The sequence below is a fragment of the Nonomuraea sp. NPDC050790 genome, assembly GCF_044456745.1.
Taxonomy (GTDB): domain Bacteria; phylum Actinomycetota; class Actinomycetes; order Streptosporangiales; family Streptosporangiaceae; genus Nonomuraea.
Genome location: NZ_JBITGF010000002.1, coordinates 1,103,980 through 1,128,567, shown reverse-complemented (window position 1 = coordinate 1,128,567; position 24,588 = coordinate 1,103,980). Strand labels below are relative to the sequence as shown.

The window sequence follows — 24,588 nt, the reverse complement described above, 5'->3', positions numbered from 1 at the left end:
TCCTGTCAGCCGCGCCTGCCCGCGAGAAGGCGGCCCAGCACGACGTCGAGCAGCAGGAACGCGCACAGGGAGATGCCGAGGAGCGGCATGAAGTACCCCACAGCCCCTGCGACCAGCACAAAAGCCGCCAGAACTGCCCGATTCACCCCGCGCCAGGCGCCACGCGGATAGCCCGCGAGGTTCGGGCGGCGCGACCACCACATCCGGTAGCCCAGCACGATCATGGTGATGACGCCCGTGGCGAGCAGCATGAGCACGATCTGGTTGGCCAGGCCGAACAGCAGGCCCTGGTGCCCGTCGATGCCCCATCGGGTGAGCTTGGCGGCCAGGGGGAAGCCGGCGAAGCGCAGCTCCGCCCGCACCTGACCGGTGGCGGGATCGACGGCCACCTGGTCAAGCCGCTGCGGCCAGGTCTTGTCGGACTCCTTGACCAGGTACGGCTCGCCCGCCTTGCCCGGCCAGACGATCTCCAGCGGGCCGGACAGCCCCCGGCCGGCGGCGGCCCGCACGGCCTGGTCGGGACCCACGTCGCCGCCGCCGTGCCGGTGCCCGCCAGGCGACGCCGTGTGGGCGGCGTGCTCGCCTCCCGTGGCGATGGACGGCGTGGTCCAGCCGAGCGTGACGCGCAGCCGGTCGACGTTGTCACCGGCGTACTTCGACCAGGTCAGGCCCGTGGCCGCCAGGAACAGCAGGCCCACCACCGCCCACAGGCCGATCGAGCCGTGCCAGGACAGCACGCGCCGCCGGCCCGTGACGCCCCGCTCCGGCGTGGTCAGGCGGCGCAGCCGGGCGCCCTTGCGCCGCCTGCGCCCGGCCCACAGGAGCAGGCCGCCGAGGGCGACCACCCAGAGCCAGCTCGCCGCCAGTTCGCTGTAGAGGCGGCCGGGCTCGCCCAGGTGCAGGTTGCGGTGGAGGTGGGAGATCCAGGCGCGCACCGGCAGGGCGCCCGAGCTGCCGTAGCTCTCCAGCGAGCCGCGTACCTGGGCGGTGGAGGGGTCCACGAAGACCGCGAGCTGGGTGCTCGCCGGCAGACCGGGCGCGTCGAGCAGGACGCGGGTGGTCTCGCCGGGTTCGGCGGCGGGCCGTACCGCGGTGACGGGGGCCTTCGGGTGGGCGGCGCGGGCGGCGGCGACCTGGCGTTCCAGCGGCAGGTTCGGGCCGCCGGGCGGCGCGGTCAGCTCGTGCGCGTAGACGATCCTCTCGATCTGGTACGACGCCGCGTACAGCAGGCCGGTGGTCGCCGCCACCAGGAGGAAGGGGGCGATGAGGAGCCCGGCGTAGAAGTGCAGCCGCAGCACGAGCGGGCGCAGCGCGGACCAGCCGGCCGATCGCTGCGGTGGCGGATCGGCCTGTTCGGCCCGATCGAGGACGTCGGTGGAGGAGCTCATGATGGTTTCTCCGTTCGGCCGGTGGCGCACAGCGAGGTACGCGCCATCCGGTCAGGGGGTTCGGACGCGGCTCCCGGATCGGAGGGGAGCACGCGCGAAGGCCGCGCACGGCCTTACGCCCGGACGCAAGCGCCCGGGATCGGAAACCGGACGGGAGCGCCCGGGATCAGAGAACGGAGAAGGAGAGCGGTGGGCCGCGCCGGGAGACGATCGCGGCGAAGGGGGCGCGAGGGGCGAGCGTGCGCTCGTCCTCGACCGGCACGAGACCGGTGACGCCGGTCTCCGGCGTGGCCGTCAGCAGCACGAACAGCCGTGACCACAGACCGCCCACCGAGGCGGCGGCCAGGTGCGCCAGCAGCGCCAGCGCCGCCTCGCCGCGCTCCAGCCCCCAGGCGGAGATCAGGGCGACGACGGCGTGGACGATGAGCATGGCCAGGCCGTTGCCCACCCCGCCGCCGTGCCCGTGCCCGGCCTGTACGGCGACGGGCTCGGCCCCGGCGGTGAACAGATGGTGCATGCCGTACTGGGCGGCGAAGCACGTGGCCAGCAGGAGTTCCCTGCCGCGCTGGCGGCGGCCGAGCAGGTAGGCACCGGCCCAGGTCAGCGCGAGCGCGAGAGCGAACGTGAGCGGCCGGATCTGCGCGCCCCCGGCCAGCAGGTGCAGGGCCAGCGAGGCCAGCACGCAGGCCACCGCGAACACGGTGGCGCGCAAGGCGCGCAGAACGGGCCGACCCACATGCACCCGCACATGATGCCTCAGATCACGCGGTCCCGGCCAGCGGCAGCCGCCGCTCGGGGATCACGAAGTGCACCTCGGTACGGCTCAGCGCCACCCCGCACGACCCACACCGCAGAAACGGAAGGAACGGCCGCCCGCACTCCCGGTGGGTGAAGCGCAGATCGGTGTCCGGCGGCCCCTCGTACCACTTCTGCGCCCACTCCACCAGAAACGCGAAGATCCCGAAGAACCCCAGCCCCTTGGCGGTCAGCCGATACCGGGGCCGCGCCCCGGCCTCCTCCACCTCGAGCACCCCCAGCTCGGTGAAGCGCCGCAACCGGCTCGACAACACCGAGGGCGCCACCCCCAGCTCGCCCTGAAAGTCCGCGAACCGCCGCACCCCCAGGAAGGCGGCGGCCAGGATGACCGTGCTCCACCGATCCCCCAGCAGCTCGAACGTCTCCGGCAGGTAGGACAGCGCGTCCTCCTCCGCGGCCCGCACGATCCGGCGATGGTGACGAGGCACCGTCACCTGGGCGAAGGTCGCCGCCCCCCGCACCGTCTCGGTGTCCCGCGCGCCGACCGGCGCCACCCCGCACGACAGACACCCCAGCTCCACGTCGGTACGGCTCCCGCACACGTCGTGCGCCAGCTCCGGCAGCCCGTGCCGCCTCGGCACCCAGCGCCGTTCCCACGACCAGATCTCCACCAGCACGGGCCACAGCTCGACGGCCCGCTCGGTCAGCAGGTACTCGGTCCGCGTGCGCCCCTGCTCCCGATAGGGCACCGGCCTGAGCAGATCGCCCGCGACCATCTCCTTGAGCCGGTTGGCCAGCACCGACTCCGACATGCCGAGCTCGTCCCGCCAGTCGGCGAAGCGCCGCAGGTGCAGCAGAAAGGCACGCTGCAGGATGAGCATGGTCCACTGGTCGCTGATCGCCAGCAGCGCCTGCCCGACCGCGCTGGGCCGCTCCGCTTCCATCCCCACGCTCCTGCCCTTCGCACCCGCCCCCAGCATGCCAGCCCACCCCCGGGCCCGGTCATGCCCGGGGCCTGTCTGGATCACCGTTCGACCACTAGATCGTTGATCCGGTTGCGTATGATCGGCCGGGTGAGCGACGAGAACGTGTGGCTGCGGCCCCGCAAGCCCGCCCGCCAGGTGCTGACCCGCGAGCGGATCGTGGCCGAGGCCCTCGCCCTGCTGGACGAGGAGGGCATCGAACGCCTGACCATGCGCCGCCTGGCCGAGCGGCTGGGCACCGGCTCCACCACGCTGTACTGGCACGTGAAGACCAAGGACGACGTGCTCGACCTGGCCCTGGACGCGGTGTTCGGGGAGGCGGGGCTGCCCTCGGGCGGCGGCTGGCGGGAGCGGGCCGAGCGGCTGTGCTCGGCCTGGCGGGCGGCGATGCTGCGCCACCCGTGGTCGATCACGCTGCTCGACCGGCCCATGATGGGGCCGAACGCGCTCGGCCGTACCGACTTCCTCTACCGCACGCTGGAGGAGGCCGGGCTGCCGGACGTGCGGGCGGCGGCGCACAGCCTGGCGACGTTCGTGTTCGGCTCGGTCACGCTGCAGTCCCACGACAGCGCCGCCGACCTCACCGAGCACCTGCGCCCCTACCCGGCGCTGGCCGCCCACGGGCTGGCCCACGACTGGGCGGCCACCTTCGCCACCGGCCTCGGCTACCTGCTCGACGGCATGAGCGCGATCGCCCCCGTCGGGCAGCCGGAGACCGCGCGCCGCACCTCGGGGCCGTCGGCCTGAGCGAGCAGGACGACCCGGCCGTCGTCGAGGTCCTGGTCGAAGACGTCGGGCGCCCACAACGCGCACTGGCCGGCGGAGGCGCACCGGTCCCTGTCCACGACGATCACCACGTCACCTCCAGCCGGTGCACGCCGTACACGAGCATGTCGTCGCGCGTCGGCACCTCCTCCAGCGGTACGGCCAGCCGCAGCCCCGGCAGGCGGCGCAGCAGCGCCGGATAGGCGATCTCCAGCTCCATCCTGGCGAGGTTCTGCCCGAGGCACTGGTGCGGCCCGAACCCGAACGCCACGTGGTGGGTGCGCGGCCGGGTGACGTCCAGGTCGTCGGGGTTCTCGCACAGGGCGGGGTCGCGGTTGGCGGCGGCCAGCGAGGCGGTGATGAAGTCGCCCTCGGGGATCGTCGTCCCGCCCAGGTCGAGGTCCTGCGAGGCACGCCGCATGAGCAGGCTGTCGACGACCGACAGGTAGCGCAGCATCTCGTCCACGGCCGTCTTGGCGACTTCGGGGTCGTCGCGCACCAGCGCGAGCTGCCCGGGGCGCTGGAGTAGCAGCAACGTGCCGAGGCCGAGCATGTTGGCGGTGGTCTCGTGGCCGGCGATCAGCAGCAGGACCGCGATCCCGGCCACCTCCTCGTCGGTCAGGTCGGTGCCGGCGAGCAGGTCGTCCAGCAGCCCCTCCCCCGGCCGGGCGCGCTTGGCGGCGATCAGCTCCAGGAGGAACACCCCGAAGCCCCCCATCGCCTCCTCGGCCTCCTCCCTGCTCACGTTCTGGTCGAGCAGCCGGGCGCTGGCCACCTGGAAGGTCTCCCTCTCCGCGTACGGCACGCCGAGCAGCTCGCAGATCACCAGCGAGGGCACCGGCAGCGCGAAGTGCTCGACCAGGTCCACCGGCCTGGGCTGCTTCTCCACGTGGTCGAGCTGGTCGGCGACGATCTGCTCGATCCTGGGCCGCAGCCGGTTCACGCGCTGCAGGGTGAAGCGGCCGGTGAGCATGCGGCGCAGCCGGGTGTGCCGGGGCGGGTCCATCTGGATGAACATCCCCGGCTGCGGCTCGGCCTGGTGCAGCGGCATGCCCTGCGCGCCGCCGTCCACCTCGGAGCTGAAGCGGGTGTCGCCGAACATCTGACGGACCAGGTCGTGGCGGGTGACGTACCAGATCTCGTCGCCGGTGCCGAGCCGTACCTTGCCGAGTTCCTCGTCGGTGGCGCCGTCGGGCGGGCTGAACGGGCACGAGCGCGTCATCGGAATCTGTCGCATGCCTCAACGGTGCGCGGCGGCGCTGACCGCGCCCGCACGCCGCGCTGACATGAGCGCGGCGATGTCCTCGCGGTCCATGCCCGCGCCGCACCGGTGCGCGCGCTCGTAGGCGACCGTGCCGAGCAGCCGCCGCGCCTCCGCCTCGGTGCCGGCGGCCTCGAATCCCGGCAGCCCGCGCAGCGCACGGGCCGCGCCGAGCAGGGTCGCGGCCCGCTCGGCGGCGCCCTCCGCCAGGGCCAGCGCGGCCACGCCCTCCACCGCGCCCGCCGCGGCCGGCACGTCAAGGGTGCGCATCAGGATGTCGAACGCCTCGCGGAAGAGCCCCTCGTCGCCGGTGACCTGCCCGAGGCCGATGAAGATGCGGGCGCGCAGCTCCTCCTCCCCCACCCAGAGCGTGTGCCCGCAGCCGGTGAGGGCCTCGCGGTAGAGCGCGGCGGCCCGCGCACCGTCGCCTTCGAGCCTGGCCACGTCGGCCTGCACGTACCGGGCCGCGGCCATCACTTCGGGGCCCTTGCGCGAGCGGGTCAGCTCGACGGCCCGCTCCAGGTCGGCCTTGGCGCCGGCGAGGTCGCCCGCCTTGGCCTTGGCGGCGCCCCGCTGGGCCAGCACGAACCCGGTGTCCTCGGCCTCGCCGAAGACCGCGGTCAGCGCCATGGCCTCCTCGGTGAGGGCCAGCTCGCGCTCGTGCTCGCCCCGCCAGCCGGCGATCTCGGCCGTCTGCAGCAGGGCCTGGGCCGCGCCCCAGCTGTCCCCGGCCAGCCGGAAGGCGGTGAGCGCGCTGGTCAGGTGCTCGGTGGCCTGGTTGACCTGGTTGCCGGCGCCCAGCCGTACCAGCGCGAGGACCAGGTGGGCGAAGCCGCGCGACCAGGGCTGCGAGCTGGTGGTGGCGGTCAGGAGCGAGGGCACGAGCGCGTCGTAGTCGCCCTCGGCGACGGCGGGATAGGGGCGCACCATCTGGATCAGCGGGTACTCGGGCACCGGCCCGAGCTGCTCGGCCAGCCGTTCGGCACGCTCCAGCAGCGGGCGCAGCCGCCCGCGCGGGTTGCTCGCCGACGCGACCTGCAGCACGGACATCACGTAGTCCGCGCCGCACTCCTCGGCTCCCGGCAGCGCGAGCGCGGCGGCGGTGAGCTGCGACGCCTCCTGCCCGAACCCGCGCTGCCACCAGTACAGCCACAGCGCCGCGGTCATCCGCAGCGCCGTGCCCGGCCGGCCGGTCGCGATCGCCCAGCGCAGCGCCGCGTGCAGGTTGTCGTGCTCGGCCGCGAGCTCGGCCATCGCGCCCGCCTGCCGATGGTTGCGCAGGTACGGCTCCGCCCGCACGGCCAGCTCGGCGAAGAACTCGGCGTGGGCCAGGTGCACGGCGTCGGCCTCGCCGTCCACGAGATGCTCGGCGCAGAAGGCGCGCACGGTCTCCAGCATCCGGTAGCGGCCCTGGCCCGCCTGGACGATCGACTTGTCGACCAGGGCCGCGAGCAGGGCGGGCGTGGCGCCGCAGACCTCCTCGGCGGCCTTGAGCGAGGCCCCGGACGGGAAGGCCGACAGCCGCGCGGCCAGCCGCTGCTCCGCCGCCGACAGCAGCTCCCAGCTCCACGACACCACGGCGCGCAGCGTGCGGTGGCGGGCCTGGCCGCCGCGCGGTCCGGAGCCGAGCAGGTCGAGGCGGTCGCCGAGCCGCTCCTCCAGCCGCTCGGCCAGGTCCTCGGCCGACAGCGCGCGCAACCTGGCCGCGGCCAGCTCGATCGCCAGCGGCAGCCCGTCCAGGGCCCTGCAGATCCGCACGACCGCCTCGGTGGCGGCGAAGTGCGGGTCGGCGGCCCGTGCCCGGTCCACCAGCAGGCTCACCGCGGGGCTGTCCAGCGCCTCGGCCAGGACGGCGTCCTCGGCGGGCAGCGCGAGCGGGCGCACCGGCAGGATGACCTCGCCGTCGAGGCCGAGCGGCTCGCGGCTGGTCGCCAGCACGCGTACGCCGGGCGCGCCGGCCAGCAGCCGGTCGGTCAGGGCGGCGGCCTCCTCGATCAGGTGCTCGCAGTTGTCCAGTACGAGCAGGAGCGACTCGCCGGCCAGGAGGGCGACCGGGTCGCCGCTGGGCGAGAGGGCGCCGCCCAGGGCGCCGAGGACGGCCTGCCGTACCCCCGCTGCGGGGGCGAGTTCGGCGAAGCAGACGCGCTGCCCGATCTGCCCGCTCACGGCCTCGGCCGCCAGCCGGGTCTTGCCCGAGCCGCCGGGGCCGACGAGCGTCACCAGCCGGTGCCCGCGCAGCAGGGCGCGCAGTCCGGCGAGTTCCTCCTCGCGGCCGACGAAGGTGCTCACCTGGCGGCGCGGCCGGGTCATGGCGGTCAGCGGACGCTGGGTGTGCTCGCCGCGCAGCACCGCGACGTGCAGTGTCCTCAGCTCGGGCGACGGGCTGGTGCCGAGCTCCTCGGCCAGCAGGCGGCGGTAGTCCTCGAAGCACTCCAGCGCCTCCACCTGCCGCCCGCCGCCGGCCAGCGCGCGGATGAGCAGCTCGCGCGGGCGCTCGCGCAGCGGGGTTGCGGCCACCAGCGTGCGCAGTTCCTCGATCAGGCGGGCCGGCTCGGCCTTCAGCGCGAGCTCGGCCTCGATCCGGTTCTCGACCGCCTCGGCGCGCAGGCCGGCGAGGCGCTCGCGGTGGCCGTCGAGTCCCGGCAGCCCGGCCAGCGCCTCGCCGCGCCACAGCGCGAGCGCCTCGCCCAGCAACCGCACCGCCTCCGGTGTACGGCCGGCCCGCCGCCCCTCGGCGACCAGGCGGGCGAAGCGGTGGGCGTCCACCTCCTCGGGGTCCACCCGGACCAGGTAGCCGGGAGCGACCCGCTCGACGGGGACCAGCTTGCGCAGGCGCGAGATCTGCGACTGCAGGGCGTTGGGCGCGGCCCCCTCGCCGCCGTAGACGACCTCGAGCAGGCGCTCGGCGGAGACCGGCCGGCCGGCCTCCAGCAGCAGCGCCGCGAGCAGCGCCCGCAGGCCGTCGCCGTTGACCTGCTCGCCGGCCACCTCGGTCGTGCCCAGGATGCGGTAGCGCATACTCCGATTCTGTCCGGTGCCGCGTTCCGGCGCGGACGCTTGATCTCACCGGCCGGGCGCGTTCTGGTGGACCCATGGGACCGGTGCTGATCCAGCGTGTCCACGACCATCAGCCGGCGCGGGGCGCCGTCTTCCTCGTGGACCGGCTCTGGCCGCGCGGGGTGCGCAAGGACGACCTCCACCTCGACGGCTGGCTGAAGGACGCGGCGCCGTCGGCGGAGCTGCGGCGGTGGTTCGGCCACCGGCCGGAGCGCTTCGCCGAGTTCGCGCGGCGCTACCGGGCCGAGCTGGACGCCCGCCCCGAGGCGGTGCGGCCGATCAGGGAGGCGGCGGCGGAGGGCCCGGTGACGCTGCTGTACGGGGCCAAGGACACCGAGCACAACCAGGCGGTCGTGCTGCGCGAGTACCTGACGGCCTCCTAGCGGGCGATGGTGATGATCTCCGGGCTGGTCTCGGAGAGGGGCTCGCGGCCCCAGTCGCCGTACTGGGCCTCGACCTCCAGCCCGGCCTCCGCCAGGAACGCGGCCAGCTCGGCCCGGCCGAGGAAGCGCAGGGTGCTCCAGCTCACCTCGGGACGCTCCCACGCCGGGCTGGTGTAGGTCTGGGTGAAGGTGACCCGCTTCTCGGTCACCTCCCGCACCTCCACGTCCACGCGGACCCGGGCGCCCGACGCCTCGGTGGTCTCGGAGCCGGTCCAGCGTTCCCAGCCGCGGGCGAGCGGGTTGCGGGTCTCGAAGACGAACCGGCCGCCGTCGGCGAGCGCCGCACGGACGGCGGCCAGTGCGGTACGCAGCTCCTCGTCCTCGACCAGGACCTGAAAGGCGTGTCCCGTCATGACGACCAGGTCGAACGCGCCCTGCCAGGAGACCGTGGACAGGTCGCCGCGCACCCATTCGACGCCCGTGCGCCGCCTGGCGACGCCGAGCATGGCCGGGGCGGGGTCGAGGCCGACCAGGCGGCCGGCGTGTCCCGCGTCCTTGGCGGCGATGAGCAGTTCGCCCGTGCCGCAGCCGACGTCCAGCACCGACCGGGCCCGCATCACCAGCGGGAGGTAGAAGGCGAAGTCGGGGCGGCCGGCGCAGAGTGCGTCGTACAGCTCGGCCAGGCGGGGTTCGGTGAAGAGACGGTCAACCACCCGCGGTCCTCCGGAATCTGGTCATCGGCCCCAGCAGGCCGGGAACCGTCTCGAACGCCGTCATTCCCAGGCGCTTCACCACGGCCAGGGAGGCGGCGTTGCCCTCGTCCACCTCGGCCAGGACCTCCGGCAGGCCGGCGGGGCCCAGGGCGTGCTCGACCACGGCGCGGGCCGCCTCCGTGGCGTAGCCGTACCCCCAGAAGGGCGGCGACAGACTGTAGGTGACTTCCAGGCCGAGATCCTCCAGCGGGCGCAGCCCCGCGGTGCCGGCGAGGGCGCCGCCGGCGCGCTCGCGCACCAGCCACAGGCCGCAGGCGCGGGCGGCGAAGTCGCGCTCGCTGGCGGCGATCGCCTCGGCCACCTGCCCGGCGGTGAGTACCTCGCCGTCGAACAGGAAGCGGCGCACCTCGGGATCGGTCCAGTGCGCGTGCAGCGCTTCCCGGTCGGCGGCGGTGACCGGCCGCAGTTCCAGCCGGTCGGTGGTCAGAACGTGCTTCATCCGGCAAAGACTACGAGCCGTACCCCGCCCAGCGCGCCAGGGTTTCGGCGTACGCGCCGGGGGTCTCCAGGGGGAACACGTGCCCGGCTTCGGGGATGGTGTGCTGCGTCCAGTCGGGGCGGCGGGCGGTGAGGTCCTCGCGGGCGCCGTCGATGACGATGTGGTCCGTCTCGCCCCACATGACCAGGGTCGGGGCGCTCACGCGGGACAGGGCGGCGCGGGCGGGCTCGGGGTCGGCGAAGACCGTCCGCAGCATCGAGGTGACCGCGGTGACGGCGTCGCCCAGCCGGGCCGGGTCCGCGCCGCGCAGCTCCCGGGTGATCAGCTCGGTCATCTCCGGCGACAGGCGGGACAGGTCGCCGCCGACCAGCCTCTCCGCGCCGGTCAGCGTGTACGCCCTGATCTTCATCTCCAGCAGCGGACGGGCGCCGGCGCGCAGGACCGTGCGGGCCAGCGGCTGCCCCGCCGACAGGCACGCGCGGCCGATCGTGCGCCACCAGCGCGCCTCCTCCTCCGGCAGCCGGGCGGGCAGGGCCGGGGCGGCGAGGACGAGGCGGCCGACGCGTTCCGGCGCGAGGTCGGCGAACAGCGCCGCCACCAGCCCGCCCATCGACCAGCCGTGCACGGTCGCCTTCTCCAGTCCGAGCGTGGCGGCGAAGGCGCGCAGGAAGCGGACGTTCGGCGCCAGCCTGGCCGCGCGCGGATGCGGCATCTCCGTGTGACCGAACAGGGTGCCCGGCAGGTCGGGCACGTAGACGGGGCCGAAGGCGGCCAGGTGCGGGATGAGGTCCATCCACAGCGTCGCGCTGCCGCCCAGCGGATGGACCAGCAGATGCGCGGGCCCGTCACGCTCGGACCCCGCACGGAGGTAGTGGACGGCGACGCCGTGGACGTCGGCCGTCTCGCTGCGGATGCCCGCCCAGCGGGCGCTGACCGTACCCCAGTCGGCGTGGCGCATGTCTCCCAGTATTAAGTGATGCGCTCGGTTCTGGGCGCGGCGACGAGGACGTAATCCTTGGTGCACAGCGCCATCGAGCGGTCCAGCCGCGCGGCGTTGAAATAGATCTCCGGTACGGCCAGCAGCGCCGGATCCACCACCAGCTCCAGGTCGGGATGGTAGGAGAAGGGCAGCACGGTGCCGCTCACGCTCCCGGCCAGCTCCTCGGCCCTGTCCTTGTCGGCGAAGGCGACGTAGGTGCCGCCGTACAGCGCCTTGACCGCCTGCAGGTCGAGCTTGGCGTCACCCGGGACGACGGCCAGCACGAAACGCTTGTCCTTCTTGCCGATCTTCACCATGACGATCAGGCACTTGGCCGCGTGGGCCACCTCGTTGCCGCGCATCTCGCTGACGAGCTCGGTGCGTCCTTCCGGGGCGTGGTCGATCAGGCGGTATCCGGCCCCGGCGGCGTCGAGGTCGGCGATCAGGCGTTCGTACAGGGTGGTCATCCGCGAACCCTACTCCGGCGTTATCCTGGTGGGGCACGACAGGGTGCCTCCGGTCCGCGGGAAGGGCGAAGCCCACCTGGTCACGGTATGTCGTTGGACCCGACCTCTTTTCCGGTCTGATCATGCGGACGTCAGGCGTACACGGAAGGGAGGCCATCGTGCCCGTCTCTCGTCTTCCCGATCACCCCAGTGCCGAAGCGCTGCGCAAGCAGGCCAAGACGCTGCTGCGTTACGCCCGCGCGGGCGTGCCCGAGGCGCTGGCCATGGTCGAGGAGTTCCACCCCCGGCGGCCCGCCGAGCCCAGGCTGGCCGACGCCCAGCTCGTCACCGCCCGCCGCTACGGCTTCGCGAGCTGGGGCAGGCTGATGAAGCATCTGGAGACGGTCGGCCGCTACACCCGCTCACCGCACGCGGTGCCCGCCTCGGCCGACCCGGCCGACGAGTTTCTGCGCCTGGCCTGCCTCACCTACGGCGCCGACGACCTCGACCGCCCGCGCGCGGCCGACGCACTGCTCGCCGCCGACCCCGGCCTGGCCACGGCGAACGTCTACACGATGGCCGCCACCGGCGAGGCCGCCGCGCTGCGCGCCGTCCTGGCCGCCGGCCCGTCGGACGCCACCGCGCAGGGCGGGCCGTTCGGCTGGGAGCCGCTGCTCTACCTGGCCTACGCCCGGCTCAAGCGGCCGGGCAGGCCCGTCGAGGCCGCCCGCGTGCTGCTCGACCACGGCGCCGACCCGGACGCCGGGTTTCTCTGGGACGGGCTGCCGTCGCCGTTCACCGCCCTGACCGGCGCGTTCGGCGGCGGAGAGGGCGACCAGCCACCGCACCCGAACGGCCTGGAGCTGGCCCGCGTGCTGCTGGCGGCCGGAGCCGACGCCAACGACGCCCAGACCGTCTACAACCTCGGCCTGGGCGGCTCGTGGTCCGACGACACCGCGCACCTGGAACTGCTGCTGGAGTACGGGCTCGGCCGCGGGGACGGCGGCCCCTGGCGCGAGCGGCTCAGGCCCGCGCTCGCCTCCCCCGCCGACCTGCTGAGCGAGGAGCTGGCGACGGCCGCGCTGCGTGGTGGTCCACGCCGGGTCAGGCTCCTGCTGTCGTACGGCGTGCCGGTCGACCGGCCGGGGTCGCACCCGGCGTTCGGCGGGCGGACGCCGTACGAACTGGCCGTTGTCCACGGCCACCGCGAGGTGGCCGAACTGCTGGCGGCGGCGGGGGCGCGGCGGCCCGACCTCGGCGAGCGGGAGGCGTTCGAGGCGGCCTGCATGAGCGGAGACGCCGGCGCGGTCGCCGCCTTCGGACCCGACGTGCTCGCGCGGGCGCTGGCCGAGAGCCCGGGGCTGGTCCACCGGGCCGCAGAACACGGGCGGCCGGACGTGGTGCGGCTGCTGGCGGGGCTCGGCTTCGACGTCGGCCACCTGGACCGGTGCACTCCGCTGCACCTGGCGGCGTGGAACGATGACCTCGACACCGTCCAGGCGCTGCTGGCGCTGGGTGCGGACCCGTCGGTGCGGGACGCCGAGCACGACTCGACGCCGCTCGGCTGGGCGGAGTACGGCGGGAAGCGGCGCGTGGCCGAATACCTGAGGATGACATACCCCAGGCTGATGTAATCCCCTCCCCTCCACGGCAAGGTAGTCGCCATGTCACGCCTGAAGAAACTCGTGGTCGTGGTGGTCGTGGTGCTGGGGCTGGCCGTCGGCGGGGTGGCCTGGGCCTACCCGTCGGTGGCCGCCGCCGCCTGCCCCGGTTGCTACGGCTTGCGTTCCGCCGGGGACGGCGTCTACGTGGAGGAGGGCGTGCCCCCGGCCTCCGTCCTGGCGACCGTGGCGGCGGCCAGGCGACTGGTCGGCGACTTCTACGGCGGCCGGGTGACCTCGCCCAGGGTGCTCGCGTGCGGCACCGACGCGTGTTACACGGGCATCGGCGGCGGGCGGGAGAAGGGGGTGGCGGTGCTCAACCGGGCGGTGATGCTGTCGCCCGGCGGGCTCGACCCGGTGATCGCCTCGCACGAGATGGCGCACGTGGAGCTGCACGCGCGGGTGTCCGGGGAGGTGCCGCAGTGGTTCGACGAGGGCCTGGCGGTGGTGGTGTCGGGGGATCCGCGCTACCTGAAGCCCGCGGGCGCCGGTGACCGGTGCCTGGTGGAGCCGCCGGGACCGCTGCCGGTGACGCTGACCGAATGGCTGAAGGCGGCATCGGCGGATCGGCAGACGTACGCGAAGGCCGCCTGCCAGGTCAGCAGATGGCTGTCCGGCCACGGCGGCAGGGACGGCCTCCTACGCCTGATCAACGACCTGAACACAGGCACCCCCTTCACCACAGCCACCCGCTAACCCCAGACCGGTGACCCGCGTTTCGCTACTTCTGCTCCCGCTGGCGCGCGTTTCGCTGCCTCTGCGCCCGCTGTGTCTCCGCATGCCGGCCTCGGTCCGCTGGCGCTCGGCTGGGTGCCATGCTGGAGGCTTCCGCGATCAGGAGGACTCCCCCGATGACCCAGCAATCCGGCCAGCCGCCCGCCTTCCGCCGGACGCCGCTCAGCGCGGAGGAGAGGGTGCAGAGCGAGGCCAACTTCACGCCCCTCGTGGCCCAGTACCTGCGGTCCGAGGGACGTTTCCGGGTGTCGGCGGACACTCCTGAGATGGTGGAGCTGTTCCAGGGGGTGGCCCGGCGGGTGGGTGACCTTCTCGGCCGCCCGGTGGTCAGCTACGCCAACGGCCGCTACATCGTGATCACCCTCGACCAGAACCCACCCGGCGACCTCCCGACGTCCCAGCCCCAACCACTCCCCACCACCGAGCCCTAGCCCATTCCCCACCCCCAGCCCTAGCCCACCTTCCACCCCTCAGCCCTAGCTACTCCCACAGCACCCAGCGCTAGCCCCATCCAGCCCGGGGTCAGAGGCCGCGGGGGTGCCAGACGGTTTTGGTTTCCAGGACGGCGGACATCCGGTCCAGGCCCGGGTCCAGGGACCAGTCGGGCTCGGTGGCCGGCGGGCGGCGTACGCGCTTGAGGTTTTCGGCGGCGGCTGCCTCCAGGGCTCGGGACAGGGGTGGGTCGCCGGTTACGCCGGTCAGGTCGATGGCGTTGACGTCCATGTGGGCGGCCAGCCAGGGGCCCAGGGCCTCGGCGTCGCCGGTGAGGATGTTGACGACTCCGGCGGGGACGTCGGCCGTGGCCAGTACCTCGGCGAAGGTCACCGCGGGGAGGGGCCTGGCGTAGGAGGAGACCGCCACCACCGTGTTGCCCACCACGATCACCGGGGCCAGCACGCTGACCAGGCCGAGCAGGCTGGAGGTCTGCGGGGCGAGTACCGCGACCACCCCGGTCGGCTCGGGGGTGGAAAGGTTGAAGTACGGCCCGGCGACCGGGTTGGCCCCGCCGAGCACCTGGGTGATCTTGTCCGCCCAACCGGCGTACCAGACGAGCCTGTCCACGGCCTCGTCGACGATCTGGCCCGCTCTGGCCCTCGATCCGCCCTCCGAGGTGAGCACGAGGTCCACGAACTGGGGCCGGCGGTCCTCCATGATCTCGGCGACCCGGTAGAGGATCTGGCCGCGGTTGTAGGCGGCGCGGCCCGACCAGCCGGGGAAGGCGGCGCGCGCGGCCACCACCGCGTCGCGGGCGTCCTTGCGGGAGGCGCGGGACGCGTTGGCGGCGAACCTGCCTCTGGAGTCGTTGACCACGTAGGAGTGGCCGGACTCCGAACGCGGGAACGCGCCGCCGATGAACAGCTTGTAGGTCTTGCGGACGTCCACTCTGGCCGCCATTCTCACCCGCCACCCTTCAGATAGGACTCGAGCCCGTGGCGCCCGCCCTCGCGGCCGTAACCGGACTCCTTGTAGCCGCCGAAGGGGCTGCTCGGATCGAACGTGTTGAAGGTGTTGGCCCACACCACTCCGGCACGCAGCCGGTCGGCCATCCACAGGATGCGCGAGCCCTTGTCGGTCCAGACGCCGGCCGACAGCCCGTACGGGGTGTTGTTGGCCTTTTCCACCGCCTCCGCGGGGGTGCGGAAGGTGATGATCGACAGCACCGGGCCGAAGATCTCCTCGCGCGCGATGCGGTGGGACTGGGCGACGCCGGTGAAGATCGTCGGCGGGAACCAGAAGCCCTGGCCGGGCAGCTCGCACGGCGGCGACCAGCGCTGCGCCCCCTCGGACTCGCCCGCGTCGGCCAGGTGGCGGATCTTCGCGAGCTGCTCGGCGGAGTTGATGGCGCCGACGTCGGTGTTCTTGTCGAGCGGGTCGCCGACGCGCAGCGTGGCCATCCGCCGCTTGAGCCTGGTCAGCACCTCGCCGGCCACCGACTCCTGCACGAGCAGCCGCGACCCGGCGCAGCAGACGTGGCCCTGGTTGAAGAAGATGCCGTTGACGATGCCCTCGACCGCCTGGTCCAGCGGGGCGTCGTCGAAGACGATGTTGGCCGCCTTGCCGCCGAGTTCGAGCGTCAGCTTCTTGCCGGTCCCGGCGACGGCCTTCGCGATCTGGCGGCCGACGTCGGTGGACCCGGTGAAGGCGACCTTGTCGACGCCCTCGTGGCCGGCCAGCGCGCGCCCGGTCGCGCCGGCGCCGGTGACGATGTTCACGACTCCGGGCGGGAGATCCGCCTGCCGGCAGATCTCCGCGAACAGCAGCGCGGTCAGCGGGGTGGTCTCCGCGGGCTTGAGTACGACGGTGTTGCCGCAGGCCAGCGCGGGGGCGATCTTCCAGGCCAGCATGAGCAGCGGGAAGTTCCAGGGGATGACCTGTCCCGCCACGCCCAGCGGCTGGGGATCGGGCCCGAACCCGCTGTAGCCGAGCTTGTCGGCCCAGCCCGCGTAGTAGGTGAAGTGCGCGGCCGCCATGGGCACGTCGAAGTCGCGGCTCTCCCTGATGGGCTTGCCGTTGTCCAGCGTCTCCAGCACCGCCAGCTCCCGCGAGCGTTCCTGGATGATCCTGGCGATGCGGAAGAGGTACTTCGCGCGCTGGCTGCCGGGCAGCTTCGACCAGGTCTCGGTGTAGGCGCGGCGGGCGGCCTTCACCGCCCGGTCGACGTCCTCGGCGGACGCCTCCGCCACCTCGGCGAGAACCTCCTCGGTCGACGGGCTGACGGTCTTGAACGAGCCGCCGCCGGCCGGCTCCACGAAGTCGCCGTCGATGAACAGCCCGTACGACGAGCGGAGGGCCACGATCGCCCGGGATTCGGGGGCCGGGGCGTAGTCGAACGTTGTCATCGTGATCAGTCCAGGGTGAAGTGGTCGGGGCCCGAGTAGCGGCCGGTTCTCGCCTTGGCGCGCTGCATCAGCAGGTCGTTGAGCAGCGTGGAGGCGCCGAAGCGGAACAGGTCCGGGGTCAGCCAGTCCGGGCCGGCCACCTCGTTGACCATGACCAGGTACTTGACGGCGTCCTTGGCGGTGCGGATCCCACCGGCCGGCTTGACCCCGACCGCCCGGCCGGTGAGGTCGCGGAAGTCGCGGACCGCCTCCAGCATGACCAAGGTGACCGGCGGCGTCGCGGCGGGCTGCACCTTTCCCGTCGAGGTCTTGATGAAGTGGGCGCCTGCCATCATGGCCAGCCAGCTCACCCGGCGCACGTTGTCGTAGGTCTGGAGCTCTCCGGTCTCGAAGATCACCTTGAGGTGGGCGGGGCCGCAGGCTTCTCGTACCGCGACGATCTCCTCGAACACCTGGAGGTAGCGGCCGGACAGGAACGCTCCACGGTCGATGACCATGTCGATCTCGTCCGCGCCCGCCTCGACCGCGGCGCGGGTGTCGGCGAGCTTGATGTCCAGGGCGGCCCGGCCGCTGGGGAAGGCCGTGGCCACCGAGGCCACGTGCACGCCGCTGCCGTCGAGCGTCTGGCGGGCCACGGCGACGAGGTCGGGGTAGACGCAGACCGCGGCCGCCGCGGGGCAGTCCGGGTCCGCCGGGTCGGGGCGGCGGGCCTTGGCCGCGAGCGCGCGTACCTTGCCCTCGGTGTCCTGGCCCTCCAGGGTGGTCAGGTCGACCATCCGGATCGCCAGGTCCAGGGCGTGGTCCTTGGCGGTGGTCTTGATCGAACGGGTGCCCAGGGAGGCGGCCCGCGCGTCGGCGCCGATCTGGTCGACGGGCGGCAGGCCGTACAGGAAGCGACGCAAGGCGGAGTCGGATGCGGTGACATCGGCGAAAACGCCCAGCGCGGAACCTTCCGCGAGAGCGATCCCGCCCGACGCGGGACCTTCCGCAGGGGTGATCCTGCCTGATGCGAGACCTTCCGCGGGGGCGCTCACGCCCGGAGCGCGGCCTTCTGCCAGGGCGATCCCGCCCGGAGTGGGGCCTTCTGCGGGGATGAGAGCGCCCGGCGTGGGGTTTTGCGTGGTGCCGGGCTGTGGGGGGAGGGTCATGGGCGGCCGAAGAGCGTGCGGGCGTTGGCGCCCAGGACGCGGTCGCGGTCGGCGGCGTCGGGGAAGACCTGGTCGATCGCGGCGAGGTTGGTGGCCGGGTCGGCGATCTCGAAGGGGTGATCGGTCCCGAAGACCATCTTGTCCGTGCCGGCCAGGTCGGCGGTGGCGCGCAGGGCGCGCGGGTTGTAGACGAGGGCGTCGAAGTACAGCTTCGCCAGCGACGCGGAGGGCGGGGCGTCGTGGCGGATGAGGGCGGCGGGGTCCGGCCGCCAGCAGCCGTCGAGCCGGCCGGCGAGGAACGGGAGTGTGCCGCCGCCGTGCGAGGCGATGATCCGCAGGCCGGGGTGACGGGCCAGCGCGCCGCACATCGCCAGCTTGGACAGGGCCAGGCTGGTCTCGAACGGGAAGGACAGCGCGAGCGGGAGCGAGTGCCCGTAACCGCTCATCTCCTCCACGCCGACTCCGTAGTGCGGGTGCACCAGGAGCGGGACGCCGTGCGTCTCCAGGGCGGCCCAGACGGGTTCGAGCTCGGGGTCGTCGAACACCTTGCCGGCCAGGCGGGTGCCGGAGACGACGCCGTACAGGGAGGGTCTGGCGGCGATCTCGGCGATCACCTCGGTGACGGTCTCCACCGGGGCGTTCGGGAGGCAGCCCATGCCGAGCACGCGCCCGCCGGTGCGGCCCTCGAACGAGGCGAACTCCTCGTTGAGCTTCCTGGCGAGGTCGGTGGAGTGGCCGGCCTCGAAGGGGTCGAGCCAGGGGTTGCCCAGGGAGACGACCGACGTGGTGATCCCGTGCCGGTCCATGAACGCGACCTTGGTGTCCAGCGACCAGTACGCGTCGGTGACGGGCCGACCGGCGTCACCGGGAAAGATCATGAACAGGCCGTCGTCGCCGGTGCGCCCGGCCACGCGGGGGTTCTCGGTTCTCTCGCCCAGCGCGTCCAGGTAGAGCGGGGGATACAGGTGGGTATGGACGTCGACGATGTCGGCCATGGACTTCCTTTCCGGGGTGGGGTTCATTTCGGGGCGGTGCCCTTGACATGGGCGCGGGTGAGGTCGGCGGCGGCCTCGGCGTCGCCTCGGGCGATCGCCTCGACGATGTCCCAGTGGTCGCGGGAGGACGCCTTGTGGCTCCTGAGGCTGCTCGGGTTGACGTCGAGCGTCTGCCACAGCTCGTTCAGGAAGCGCAGGAGGACCGGCGAGTCGGCCAGGCGGTAGATGGCGAAGTGCAGCGCCCGGTTCTTCTCGGCCGCGTCCTCCTCCGCCGCGTCGAACTCCGTGGCCAGGGCGCGCAGGCGTTCGACGTCATGGGCGGTGGCGTTCTCGGCGGCCTTCTCCGCCGCGATGGCCTCCAGGGCCTCGCGCAGCCGCCAGTTCTCCTCCATCCGCGCGCCGAGCGGGCGGACGACGACGCCGTGGTGCAGTTTGGAGACGATGTAGCCCTCGGCCTCCAACTGGCGGAACGCCTCGCGGACCGGCGTGGCGCTGACGTCGAAGTCGGCGGCGATGTCGCGCTGACGCAGGCTTTGCCCGTCAGCGAGGGTGCCGTTGAGAATGCGTGACCTGATGGCGCGTGCGATGAACTGCGCTTTGCTCTCGAAGGCATCCGTATTCATGTGAAACATGATATATCAACCTTCATTTGCACTCGGGGCGCTTTGCGGCTTGTCCAGCGCCACCACGGCCGCCAATACCGACCGGATCAGGGTCTCCATCCCCTTCTCGCGCTCGGCGGCGGTCAGGCGTACCCCGGCGTCGTGTGAACTGGCGACCAGGCAGGCCGTCGCCGCGCGCAGCCGGAGCACCGAGGCGACCACGAACAGCGTGGCGCTCTCCATCTCCGAGGCGAGCGAGCCGCCCGCCACCCACGCCTGCCAGCGCTGGCGCAGCATGGCGGCCACGGGCATGCGGTCGGGTTCCTTCTGGCCGTAGAAGGAGTCCTTGGTGTGGATCACGCCCAGGTGCGCGCGGCCGGTCGGCAGGAGGCCGGAGTAGAGGGCGTGCGTGGTCATCGGGTCGGCGACCGCGGGGAACTCCGCCGGCACGTACGCCCGGCCGGTCCCCTCGTCGCGGATCGCCCCGGTGGCGACCACGAAGTCGCCCGGGTTCACGTCGGGCTGCATGCTGCCGGCCGTACCGACTCTGATGAGGACCTTCGCGCCGACCCGCTGCAGTTCCTCCACCCCGATGGCCACGGACGGCCCGCCCATGCCGGTCGACATCGTGGTGACCGGCACGCCGCCGAACGTGCCCGTGTAGGTCGTGTACTCGCGGGAGGTGGCCACGTGCCTGCGGTCGTCGAAGTACTCGGAGATCTCCACCGAGCGCGCCGGGTCACCGGGCAGCAGGACATAGTCGGCGACGTCGCCCGGCTCGCACGCGATGTGGTGCTGGCGGCGTGTGGTCATGGTGTGGCCCCCTGTTTGTGCGGTGCGTTCTTGGCCCAGGCCAGGAGGTCTTCGAGCGAGTCCAGGCGCGGGCCGCCGGGCAGGTGCGCGGCGATCTGGTGCGGGGTGGGCGGGCTGACGCCGGCGGAGGCGAGCCGTTCGTCGGCGAACACCTCGGCGGGGTCGCCCGCCAGCCGTACCGTGCCGTGGCTCATCACCACGATCTGGTCGGCGTGGTCGTGGGCCAGGTCGATGTCGTGGGTGACCACGACGACCGTGCGCTTGTCCGCCTTGAGCCGCTGGATGAGGTCCGCGACCATCAGGCCGCCGTAGCGGTCGAGGTTGCCCGTCGGCTCGTCGAGGACGATGTTGGGCGTCCGCATGGCCACGACGGAGGCGATCGCGACGCGCTTGCGCAGCGAGAGGGGCAGGCTGTACGGGTTGGCGTCGAGCACCTTGCCCAGTCCGAGCAGGTCGGCGGCGCGGCGCACCTCCACCTCGGCGGCGCTCGCGTCGTCGGTGCCCTGGCGGGCGCCGAAGCGCAGTTCGTCGAGGACGGTCGCGGAGAAGAGCTGGGAGTCCGGGTTCTGGAAGGAGACGCCGACCAGCGCCGCCGCCTTCGCCGGCCGGAGCTTGGCCACGTTGACCCCGTCGACCGTCACCGTGCCCGCGCTGGGGCGGAGCAGGCCGTTCATCGTGCGCATCAGGGTGCTCTTGCCCGCGCCGTTGTGCCCGAGGACGCAGACGACCCGCCCGGTCCCGGCGGTGAAGCTCACCCCGTCCAGCGCGCGCACGCCGTTCTTGTACGTGTACGTCACGTCAGCCAGTTCGATCACCGCAGCGTTCCTCCGCTCGTGTGGGCGGTCAGGCAGTCGGCCAGTTCGCGCGCCGACAGCGGGAGGACGTCCTCGTCCACGGCGCCCTCGGCCGCCAGGATGCGGCCGTAGTCCACGAACCGCGGCACCCAGAGCAGGTGCCGGATCGCGTCGAGGTCGGCGAGGACCTCGCGGGGCGTCCCGGCGGCGACGATCCGGCCGGCGTCCATGACGACGAGCGCGTCGGCGAGCGGGAGCCAGCCGGCCAGGTCGTGCGCGACCACGACGACGGTGACGCCGCGGCCTCTCATCTCCCGCGTCAGCTCGATCACCTCGTCGCGGCCGAGCGGGTCGAGCTGCGAGGTGGGGTCGTCGAGCACCACCATGTTCTGGTGCTGCGCGATGACGGTCGCCATCGCCAGCCGCTGGGACTGGCCGCCCGAGATCTCGCGGGGATGCTGCGCCATCCGGTCGGCCAGGCCGACGGCGGACAGGGCGCCCATCACCCGCTCGACGATCAGCTCGGGGGCGACGCCCCGGTTCTCCAGGGCGAACGCGACCTCGTCGAACAGGCTCCTGGTCGAGCCGGTCAACTGGTCGAACGGGTTGTCGAAGACGAATCCGATCTCGTCGGCGGGGCTGTCGTCCCCCTCCTTGTCGAGCGTGGTGCCGAGGAGCTCGACCTCGCCCTGGAGGTCGCCCTTGATGTGGCGCGGGAGGAAGCCCGCGATCATCTTGGCCAGCGTGGACTTGCCGGCACCCGACGGCCCGGTCACCAGCGTGAACGAGTCCGCGGCGACGTCCAGCGACACCTCCTGGAGGGCCAGGCCGGTCTCGGTGCTGTAACGGAAGGAGACGTCGAGCAGGCTCGCCGCCGATTCTGAACCACTCACAGGACGATCCCTCCCACCACGACGCATACGGCCAGGCCCAGCAGGATCCACTGGACCATCGGCGCTCCGGCGGTCCGCGGCACCCGCGCCGTGGAGGTGCGCGTGCCCTTGACGCCGAACCCCCGCGAGTCGAGTGCCAGCGCCCGCGTCTCCGCGCTGATCATCGCCCCCAGCAGCAGCGGCTTGAGCAGCACGATCAGCCCGCGGGCCCGCTTGACCGGTCCGCCCCGCGTGTCGAACCCCCGCGACTGCTGCGCGTCGAGGATGTCGCGGGCGCGGCCCCGCATCTCCGGCAGCAGTTCGACCCCGGCCAGGTAGGCGTAGGCCACCTTGTGGGACACGCCCCGCTCGATGAGCGCGGTGGCGAGCACCTTGGGGTGCGTGGTGTCCATGACCACGGTGATCGTCAGGACGAACACGGCCAGCCGGGCGAGGACGGAGGCGGCGCTCAGCGCACCGCCGGCCCCGAGCTCGACCGGTCCCAGGGAGAGCAGCGCTTCCCCGCGGGTCGGCGAGACGATCCCGTGCACGACGAGCAGCGCGAGGCCGATCGGCAGCAGCAGGACCAGGGGCCGCAGGAGCGGCCTGGCCTGCCCGCCGGCCAGCAGGCCCAGCACGAGCACCGCGAGCAGGACGGCCGTTCCCTGCACGGGGAGGGCGAAGCCGAGCACCGTGATCGGCACGACCGCGGCCAGCTTCGTGAGCGGGTGGAGCCGGTGGATCCACCGGCCCCCGACGTGGTAGAGGCTCCCCACGTCGGGGGCGGTGGCGGAGGAGGACGTGTGGGTCATCGCATACCTCAGGCCGGAAGGGCTTCTCGGCCGAACTGTGGGCGGTATCGAGCGGGTACGGCACGGGCCAGGGCGAGGGCCACCAGCACCGTGGCGATCTTGTCGACGGGTTGGACGATGAGCTGCTGACCGATGACGCTGCCGGCGATCTCGTTGCCCGCCGCGACGAAGAAGCCGGTGACGATGTCGGCGCCGGAGCCCTGGACCCCGCCGAAGACCAGCACGACGATCGGCGCGGCCGTGATGATGGTGGTCACGGTCAGCGCGAGCATCATCACGATGATCTTCGCGACGCCGCGCAGGTATCCCCTGCCGGCCAGCAGGCCGGCGACGAGGCCGATGGCGGCGTTGACGAGGCCGAACGGGATCGAGGTGGCCTCGATCGTGAGACCGATGACGAGGTTGGTGAGCAGGCCCACCACGACGCCGACCGCCGGGCCGCCGAGGAACGCTCCGAGCACGGTGCCGATCGCGTCCAGGAACAGCGGGAGGCCGAGGACCGTGACGAAGAACTTGCCCAGCAGGTTGATGCCGATGAAGAAGGGGATGAGGACCCAGATCCGCGTGGGAAACGACTTCCTGACGCGGGCGGCCCACGGCTCCTTGGGTTCGGTCACTGCCACTGTTCTGCACCCTTCGGGAGGTGTCTGTAGATGATATATCATACATAAGCGACAAACTCCGTCAATGGGGAAGGTGCCCTGAGCTGCGGCTTGACTACGGGTCACCGTCTGCGGGCATGCCGCCCAGCCGCCGCGGAGGCGGGGGCAGGACGCTTCTGGCGGGCGGGGTGGTGGTCAAGGCGGCTCCGGCGGGGCGGCGCGCCGTACCCTCTGCGGGCGGTCAGGCGCCCTTGGCCAGAAGGGTGGTGATCGCGGTGCGGAGGGCGGGGGCGGTGGCGTCGCCGAAGGGGCCCTCGGGGTAGTCGACCACCCAGACGTGGAGCATCTCGGGGGTGGCCGGGATCTTGCTCGTGCCCTTGGGGCAGGTGCCGTCCGCGTTCAGGACCGCCACCCCGCCGCCGGGCAGGCCGCACAGGTCGTCGTGGGCGTGCCAGTGGGTGAGGGAGCCGCCGATCCTCGGGCCCTGGGCGCCGGGCGGCATGATGTACATCGCGCCGAGCAGGATGCTGCCGCCGGCCGGCTTGCGGTAGAAGACCAGGGCCTCGGGATGGGTCGGGTCGAGCACCCGGTCGTCCATGATCCAGTCCATCTTGGTGAGGTGGACGACGCCGCCGGTGTCGATCGACTCGAAGAAGCCGTCCTTCTTGGCCGCGGCCAGGGTGGGCCAGCGCTTGGGCAGTTCCCGCTTGGCCGCCGCCACGGCCAGGTCCGCCGCGGCCCGCTCCCCCTCGCTCGGCGGGACCGCCGGCCCCTGGTCACCGTGCGCGTGCCCGCCCGCCTCCTGCCGCGGGCTTTGGTGCTGGTGACCGGCCGCCGCGTCCACCGGACTCACTGGTACGGCATGCCCGTGCGTACCGAAGACCGGCAGGAACACCGCCCCCACCGCCACCGCCACCACCCCGGCCACCACCAGCCCAGCCCTGGAACCACCCGGTATCACAGGCTCCTGGACGGCCCGCACAGGCACAGCGCCCGCCTCGTGCGCCGCCGTGGAGTCCAGAGGGGACACGGGCGCCGGAGAGGTGGGGATCGCCTGGGTTCTGGGGGTCTTGTCGAGCAGGGCCAGGGCGCAGCAGACCAGGGCGATCTCCAGCACGGTGGCCAGCACGTCGGGGGCGCCCACCGGTTCGGGCGTCCCGGCGCCCGGCCCGAACGGCACCCCCGCCGTACGGCTGAGCCCCCACAGCGCGACGATCGCCGCGTTCCCCGCGATCCCGGCCAGCAGCACACCCCGCCCGGCCCGGCGCAGGATCACCGCCGCCCACCCCAACTGCGCCCACCCGGCCGCCGCGAAGAACACCCCGTGCCGCCAGTCCAGCGCGAAATGCTCCCCCATCGCCGCGAAGTGCACCGCCCCCGCCCCGGCCGACAGGGCCGCGAGCGTCACCGCGAGGGCTCCGGACGACGAAGAGGTGCTGGAGGGCATGGCGGCCTCGCTCGGTCGGCTGGCAAGCGCTTGGCCC

The 24,588-nt window shown here is 73.0% G+C and carries 26 protein-coding genes; 5 read left to right on the top strand and 21 right to left on the bottom strand.

Annotated features, from left to right (window positions below):
- Positions 1-5 precede the first annotated feature (5 nt).
- The 3 genes from ACIBEJ_RS13595 to ACIBEJ_RS13585 all read right to left on the bottom strand — a co-directional run bounded on the left by ACIBEJ_RS13595 (position 6) and on the right by ACIBEJ_RS13585 (position 3,088).
- A complete protein-coding gene (locus tag ACIBEJ_RS13595; protein WP_397182982.1) occupies positions 6-1,388 on the bottom strand; it encodes a PepSY-associated TM helix domain-containing protein in 1,383 nt (460 codons plus the stop codon).
- A gap of 166 nt (positions 1,389-1,554) precedes the next feature.
- Positions 1,555-2,130, bottom strand: a complete 576-nt coding sequence (locus tag ACIBEJ_RS13590) for a hypothetical protein (protein WP_397182981.1) — start codon at positions 2,128-2,130, stop codon at positions 1,555-1,557.
- A gap of 19 nt (positions 2,131-2,149) precedes the next feature.
- Complete coding sequence (locus ACIBEJ_RS13585) at positions 2,150-3,088, bottom strand: winged helix-turn-helix transcriptional regulator (RefSeq protein ID WP_397182980.1); 939 nt, start codon at positions 3,086-3,088, stop codon at positions 2,150-2,152.
- A 129-nt stretch (positions 3,089-3,217) separates the two neighbouring features.
- Between ACIBEJ_RS13585 and ACIBEJ_RS13580 the strand changes: the two genes are divergently transcribed.
- The gene (locus tag ACIBEJ_RS13580) at positions 3,218-3,874 is read left to right on the top strand and encodes a TetR/AcrR family transcriptional regulator (RefSeq protein ID WP_397182979.1); all 657 of its coding nucleotides are present in this window, start codon (positions 3,218-3,220) and stop codon (positions 3,872-3,874) included.
- Here the strand turns inward: ACIBEJ_RS13580 and ACIBEJ_RS13575 are convergent.
- From ACIBEJ_RS13575 to ACIBEJ_RS13565, 3 genes are read right to left on the bottom strand one after another with little or no spacing between them, the layout of a single operon-like run.
- A complete protein-coding gene (locus tag ACIBEJ_RS13575) occupies positions 3,793-3,981 on the bottom strand; it encodes a ferredoxin (protein WP_397182978.1) in 189 nt (62 codons plus the stop codon). The two genes, ACIBEJ_RS13580 and ACIBEJ_RS13575, sit on opposite strands and share 82 nt — an antisense overlap.
- The gene (locus ACIBEJ_RS13570) at positions 3,978-5,129 is read right to left on the bottom strand and encodes a cytochrome P450 (protein ID WP_397182977.1); all 1,152 of its coding nucleotides are present in this window, start codon (positions 5,127-5,129) and stop codon (positions 3,978-3,980) included. Before ACIBEJ_RS13570 ends, ACIBEJ_RS13575 begins: the two co-directional genes overlap by 4 nt.
- A 3-nt stretch (positions 5,130-5,132) precedes the next feature.
- Complete coding sequence (locus ACIBEJ_RS13565) at positions 5,133-8,171, bottom strand: BTAD domain-containing putative transcriptional regulator (protein ID WP_397182976.1); 3,039 nt, start codon at positions 8,169-8,171, stop codon at positions 5,133-5,135.
- Positions 8,172-8,245: 74 nt separating this feature from the next.
- Here ACIBEJ_RS13565 and ACIBEJ_RS13560 point away from each other — a divergent pair, with 74 nt between their 5' ends.
- Positions 8,246-8,593 carry a DUF488 domain-containing protein gene (locus ACIBEJ_RS13560; RefSeq protein WP_397182975.1) on the top strand — a complete coding sequence of 116 codons (348 nt, stop codon included), beginning with the start codon at positions 8,246-8,248 and terminating at the stop codon, positions 8,591-8,593.
- Here the strand turns inward: ACIBEJ_RS13560 and ACIBEJ_RS13555 are convergent.
- The 4 genes from ACIBEJ_RS13555 to ACIBEJ_RS13540 are packed head-to-tail and all read right to left on the bottom strand — an operon-like array spanning position 8,590 to position 11,251.
- Positions 8,590-9,306, bottom strand: coding sequence for a class I SAM-dependent methyltransferase (locus ACIBEJ_RS13555; protein WP_397182974.1), 717 nt, complete (start codon positions 9,304-9,306; stop codon positions 8,590-8,592). The genes ACIBEJ_RS13560 and ACIBEJ_RS13555 overlap by 4 nt on opposite strands.
- On the bottom strand, positions 9,299-9,805 hold the full coding sequence (locus tag ACIBEJ_RS13550; RefSeq protein ID WP_397182973.1) for a GNAT family N-acetyltransferase: 507 nt from the start codon (positions 9,803-9,805) through the stop codon (positions 9,299-9,301). The genes ACIBEJ_RS13555 and ACIBEJ_RS13550 overlap by 8 nt, the downstream gene beginning before the upstream one ends.
- Before the next feature lie 10 nt (positions 9,806-9,815).
- On the bottom strand, positions 9,816-10,763 hold the full coding sequence (locus ACIBEJ_RS13545; protein ID WP_397182972.1) for an alpha/beta fold hydrolase: 948 nt from the start codon (positions 10,761-10,763) through the stop codon (positions 9,816-9,818).
- 11 nt (positions 10,764-10,774) lie between these two features.
- On the bottom strand, positions 10,775-11,251 hold the full coding sequence (locus ACIBEJ_RS13540; RefSeq protein ID WP_397182971.1) for a YbaK/EbsC family protein: 477 nt from the start codon (positions 11,249-11,251) through the stop codon (positions 10,775-10,777).
- 158 nt (positions 11,252-11,409) lie between these two features.
- Here ACIBEJ_RS13540 and ACIBEJ_RS13535 point away from each other — a divergent pair, with 158 nt between their 5' ends.
- From ACIBEJ_RS13535 to ACIBEJ_RS13525, 3 genes are all read left to right on the top strand, one after another.
- Complete coding sequence (locus ACIBEJ_RS13535; protein ID WP_397182970.1) at positions 11,410-12,864, top strand: ankyrin repeat domain-containing protein; 1,455 nt, start codon at positions 11,410-11,412, stop codon at positions 12,862-12,864.
- Between the two features lie 30 nt (positions 12,865-12,894).
- Entirely contained in the window at positions 12,895-13,587 is a 693-nt protein-coding gene (locus tag ACIBEJ_RS13530) for a hypothetical protein (RefSeq protein ID WP_397182968.1), read from the top strand.
- A 155-nt stretch (positions 13,588-13,742) separates the two neighbouring features.
- Positions 13,743-14,057: a hypothetical protein gene (locus ACIBEJ_RS13525; RefSeq protein ID WP_397182967.1), complete on the top strand. Its 315-nt coding sequence runs from the start codon at positions 13,743-13,745 to the stop codon at positions 14,055-14,057.
- A gap of 91 nt (positions 14,058-14,148) precedes the next feature.
- On the opposite strand, the gene ACIBEJ_RS13520 is transcribed toward ACIBEJ_RS13525, so the two are convergent.
- From ACIBEJ_RS13520 to ACIBEJ_RS13470, 11 genes are all read right to left on the bottom strand, one after another.
- Positions 14,149-15,021: an aldehyde dehydrogenase family protein gene (locus ACIBEJ_RS13520; RefSeq protein WP_397182966.1), complete on the bottom strand. Its 873-nt coding sequence runs from the start codon at positions 15,019-15,021 to the stop codon at positions 14,149-14,151.
- A 2-nt stretch (positions 15,022-15,023) separates the two neighbouring features.
- Positions 15,024-16,466 (bottom strand): aldehyde dehydrogenase family protein, encoded by a 1,443-nt coding sequence (locus ACIBEJ_RS13515; protein ID WP_397182965.1) that lies wholly within the window; start codon positions 16,464-16,466, stop codon positions 15,024-15,026.
- A 5-nt stretch (positions 16,467-16,471) separates the two neighbouring features.
- On the bottom strand, positions 16,472-17,368 hold the full coding sequence (gene deoC, locus ACIBEJ_RS13510; protein ID WP_397182964.1) for a deoxyribose-phosphate aldolase: 897 nt from the start codon (positions 17,366-17,368) through the stop codon (positions 16,472-16,474).
- A gap of 242 nt (positions 17,369-17,610) precedes the next feature.
- Entirely contained in the window at positions 17,611-18,609 is a 999-nt protein-coding gene (locus ACIBEJ_RS13505; RefSeq protein WP_397182963.1) for an amidohydrolase family protein, read from the bottom strand.
- Between the two features lie 23 nt (positions 18,610-18,632).
- Positions 18,633-19,232, bottom strand: a complete 600-nt coding sequence (locus ACIBEJ_RS13500; protein WP_397182962.1) for a GntR family transcriptional regulator — start codon at positions 19,230-19,232, stop codon at positions 18,633-18,635.
- A 15-nt stretch (positions 19,233-19,247) separates the two neighbouring features.
- Complete coding sequence (locus ACIBEJ_RS13495) at positions 19,248-20,024, bottom strand: nucleoside phosphorylase (protein ID WP_397182960.1); 777 nt, start codon at positions 20,022-20,024, stop codon at positions 19,248-19,250.
- Positions 20,021-20,839: an energy-coupling factor ABC transporter ATP-binding protein gene (locus tag ACIBEJ_RS13490; protein ID WP_397182959.1), complete on the bottom strand. Its 819-nt coding sequence runs from the start codon at positions 20,837-20,839 to the stop codon at positions 20,021-20,023. Before ACIBEJ_RS13490 ends, ACIBEJ_RS13495 begins: the two co-directional genes overlap by 4 nt.
- Entirely contained in the window at positions 20,836-21,711 is an 876-nt protein-coding gene (locus ACIBEJ_RS13485; RefSeq protein WP_397182958.1) for an energy-coupling factor ABC transporter ATP-binding protein, read from the bottom strand. The genes ACIBEJ_RS13490 and ACIBEJ_RS13485 overlap by 4 nt, the downstream gene beginning before the upstream one ends.
- Entirely contained in the window at positions 21,708-22,502 is a 795-nt protein-coding gene (locus ACIBEJ_RS13480; RefSeq protein WP_397182957.1) for an energy-coupling factor transporter transmembrane component T family protein, read from the bottom strand. Before ACIBEJ_RS13480 ends, ACIBEJ_RS13485 begins: the two co-directional genes overlap by 4 nt.
- A gap of 8 nt (positions 22,503-22,510) precedes the next feature.
- The gene (locus tag ACIBEJ_RS13475; protein WP_397182956.1) at positions 22,511-23,125 is read right to left on the bottom strand and encodes a hypothetical protein; all 615 of its coding nucleotides are present in this window, start codon (positions 23,123-23,125) and stop codon (positions 22,511-22,513) included.
- A gap of 220 nt (positions 23,126-23,345) precedes the next feature.
- Positions 23,346-24,551: a hypothetical protein gene (locus ACIBEJ_RS13470; protein ID WP_397182955.1), complete on the bottom strand. Its 1,206-nt coding sequence runs from the start codon at positions 24,549-24,551 to the stop codon at positions 23,346-23,348.
- Positions 24,552-24,588: the final 37 nt, after the last annotated feature.

Excerpts from the sequence above, each read along its gene's own strand:
- ACIBEJ_RS13550 (WP_397182973.1), bottom strand. The coding sequence starts at position 9,805 with ATGAAGCACGTTCTGACCACCGACCGGCTGGAACTGCGGCCGGTCACC.
- ACIBEJ_RS13570 (WP_397182977.1), bottom strand. The coding sequence starts at position 5,129 with ATGCGACAGATTCCGATGACGCGCTCGTGCCCGTTCAGCCCGCCCGAC.
- ACIBEJ_RS13560 (WP_397182975.1), top strand. The coding sequence starts at position 8,246 with ATGGGACCGGTGCTGATCCAGCGTGTCCACGACCATCAGCCGGCGCGG.
- ACIBEJ_RS13505 (WP_397182963.1), bottom strand. The coding sequence starts at position 18,609 with ATGGCCGACATCGTCGACGTCCATACCCACCTGTATCCCCCGCTCTAC.
- ACIBEJ_RS13500 (WP_397182962.1), bottom strand. The coding sequence starts at position 19,232 with ATGAATACGGATGCCTTCGAGAGCAAAGCGCAGTTCATCGCACGCGCC.
- ACIBEJ_RS13565 (WP_397182976.1), bottom strand. The coding sequence starts at position 8,171 with ATGCGCTACCGCATCCTGGGCACGACCGAGGTGGCCGGCGAGCAGGTC.
- ACIBEJ_RS13545 (WP_397182972.1), bottom strand. The coding sequence starts at position 10,763 with ATGCGCCACGCCGACTGGGGTACGGTCAGCGCCCGCTGGGCGGGCATC.
- ACIBEJ_RS13595 (WP_397182982.1), bottom strand. The coding sequence starts at position 1,388 with ATGAGCTCCTCCACCGACGTCCTCGATCGGGCCGAACAGGCCGATCCG.
- ACIBEJ_RS13495 (WP_397182960.1), bottom strand. The coding sequence starts at position 20,024 with ATGACCACACGCCGCCAGCACCACATCGCGTGCGAGCCGGGCGACGTC.
- ACIBEJ_RS13470 (WP_397182955.1), bottom strand. The coding sequence starts at position 24,551 with ATGCCCTCCAGCACCTCTTCGTCGTCCGGAGCCCTCGCGGTGACGCTC.
- ACIBEJ_RS13480 (WP_397182957.1), bottom strand. The coding sequence starts at position 22,502 with ATGACCCACACGTCCTCCTCCGCCACCGCCCCCGACGTGGGGAGCCTC.
- ACIBEJ_RS13515 (WP_397182965.1), bottom strand. The coding sequence starts at position 16,466 with ATGACAACGTTCGACTACGCCCCGGCCCCCGAATCCCGGGCGATCGTG.
- ACIBEJ_RS13540 (WP_397182971.1), bottom strand. The coding sequence starts at position 11,251 with ATGACCACCCTGTACGAACGCCTGATCGCCGACCTCGACGCCGCCGGG.
- ACIBEJ_RS13525 (WP_397182967.1), top strand. The coding sequence starts at position 13,743 with ATGACCCAGCAATCCGGCCAGCCGCCCGCCTTCCGCCGGACGCCGCTC.
- ACIBEJ_RS13530 (WP_397182968.1), top strand. The coding sequence starts at position 12,895 with ATGTCACGCCTGAAGAAACTCGTGGTCGTGGTGGTCGTGGTGCTGGGG.
- ACIBEJ_RS13585 (WP_397182980.1), bottom strand. The coding sequence starts at position 3,088 with ATGGAAGCGGAGCGGCCCAGCGCGGTCGGGCAGGCGCTGCTGGCGATC.
- ACIBEJ_RS13520 (WP_397182966.1), bottom strand. The coding sequence starts at position 15,021 with ATGGCGGCCAGAGTGGACGTCCGCAAGACCTACAAGCTGTTCATCGGC.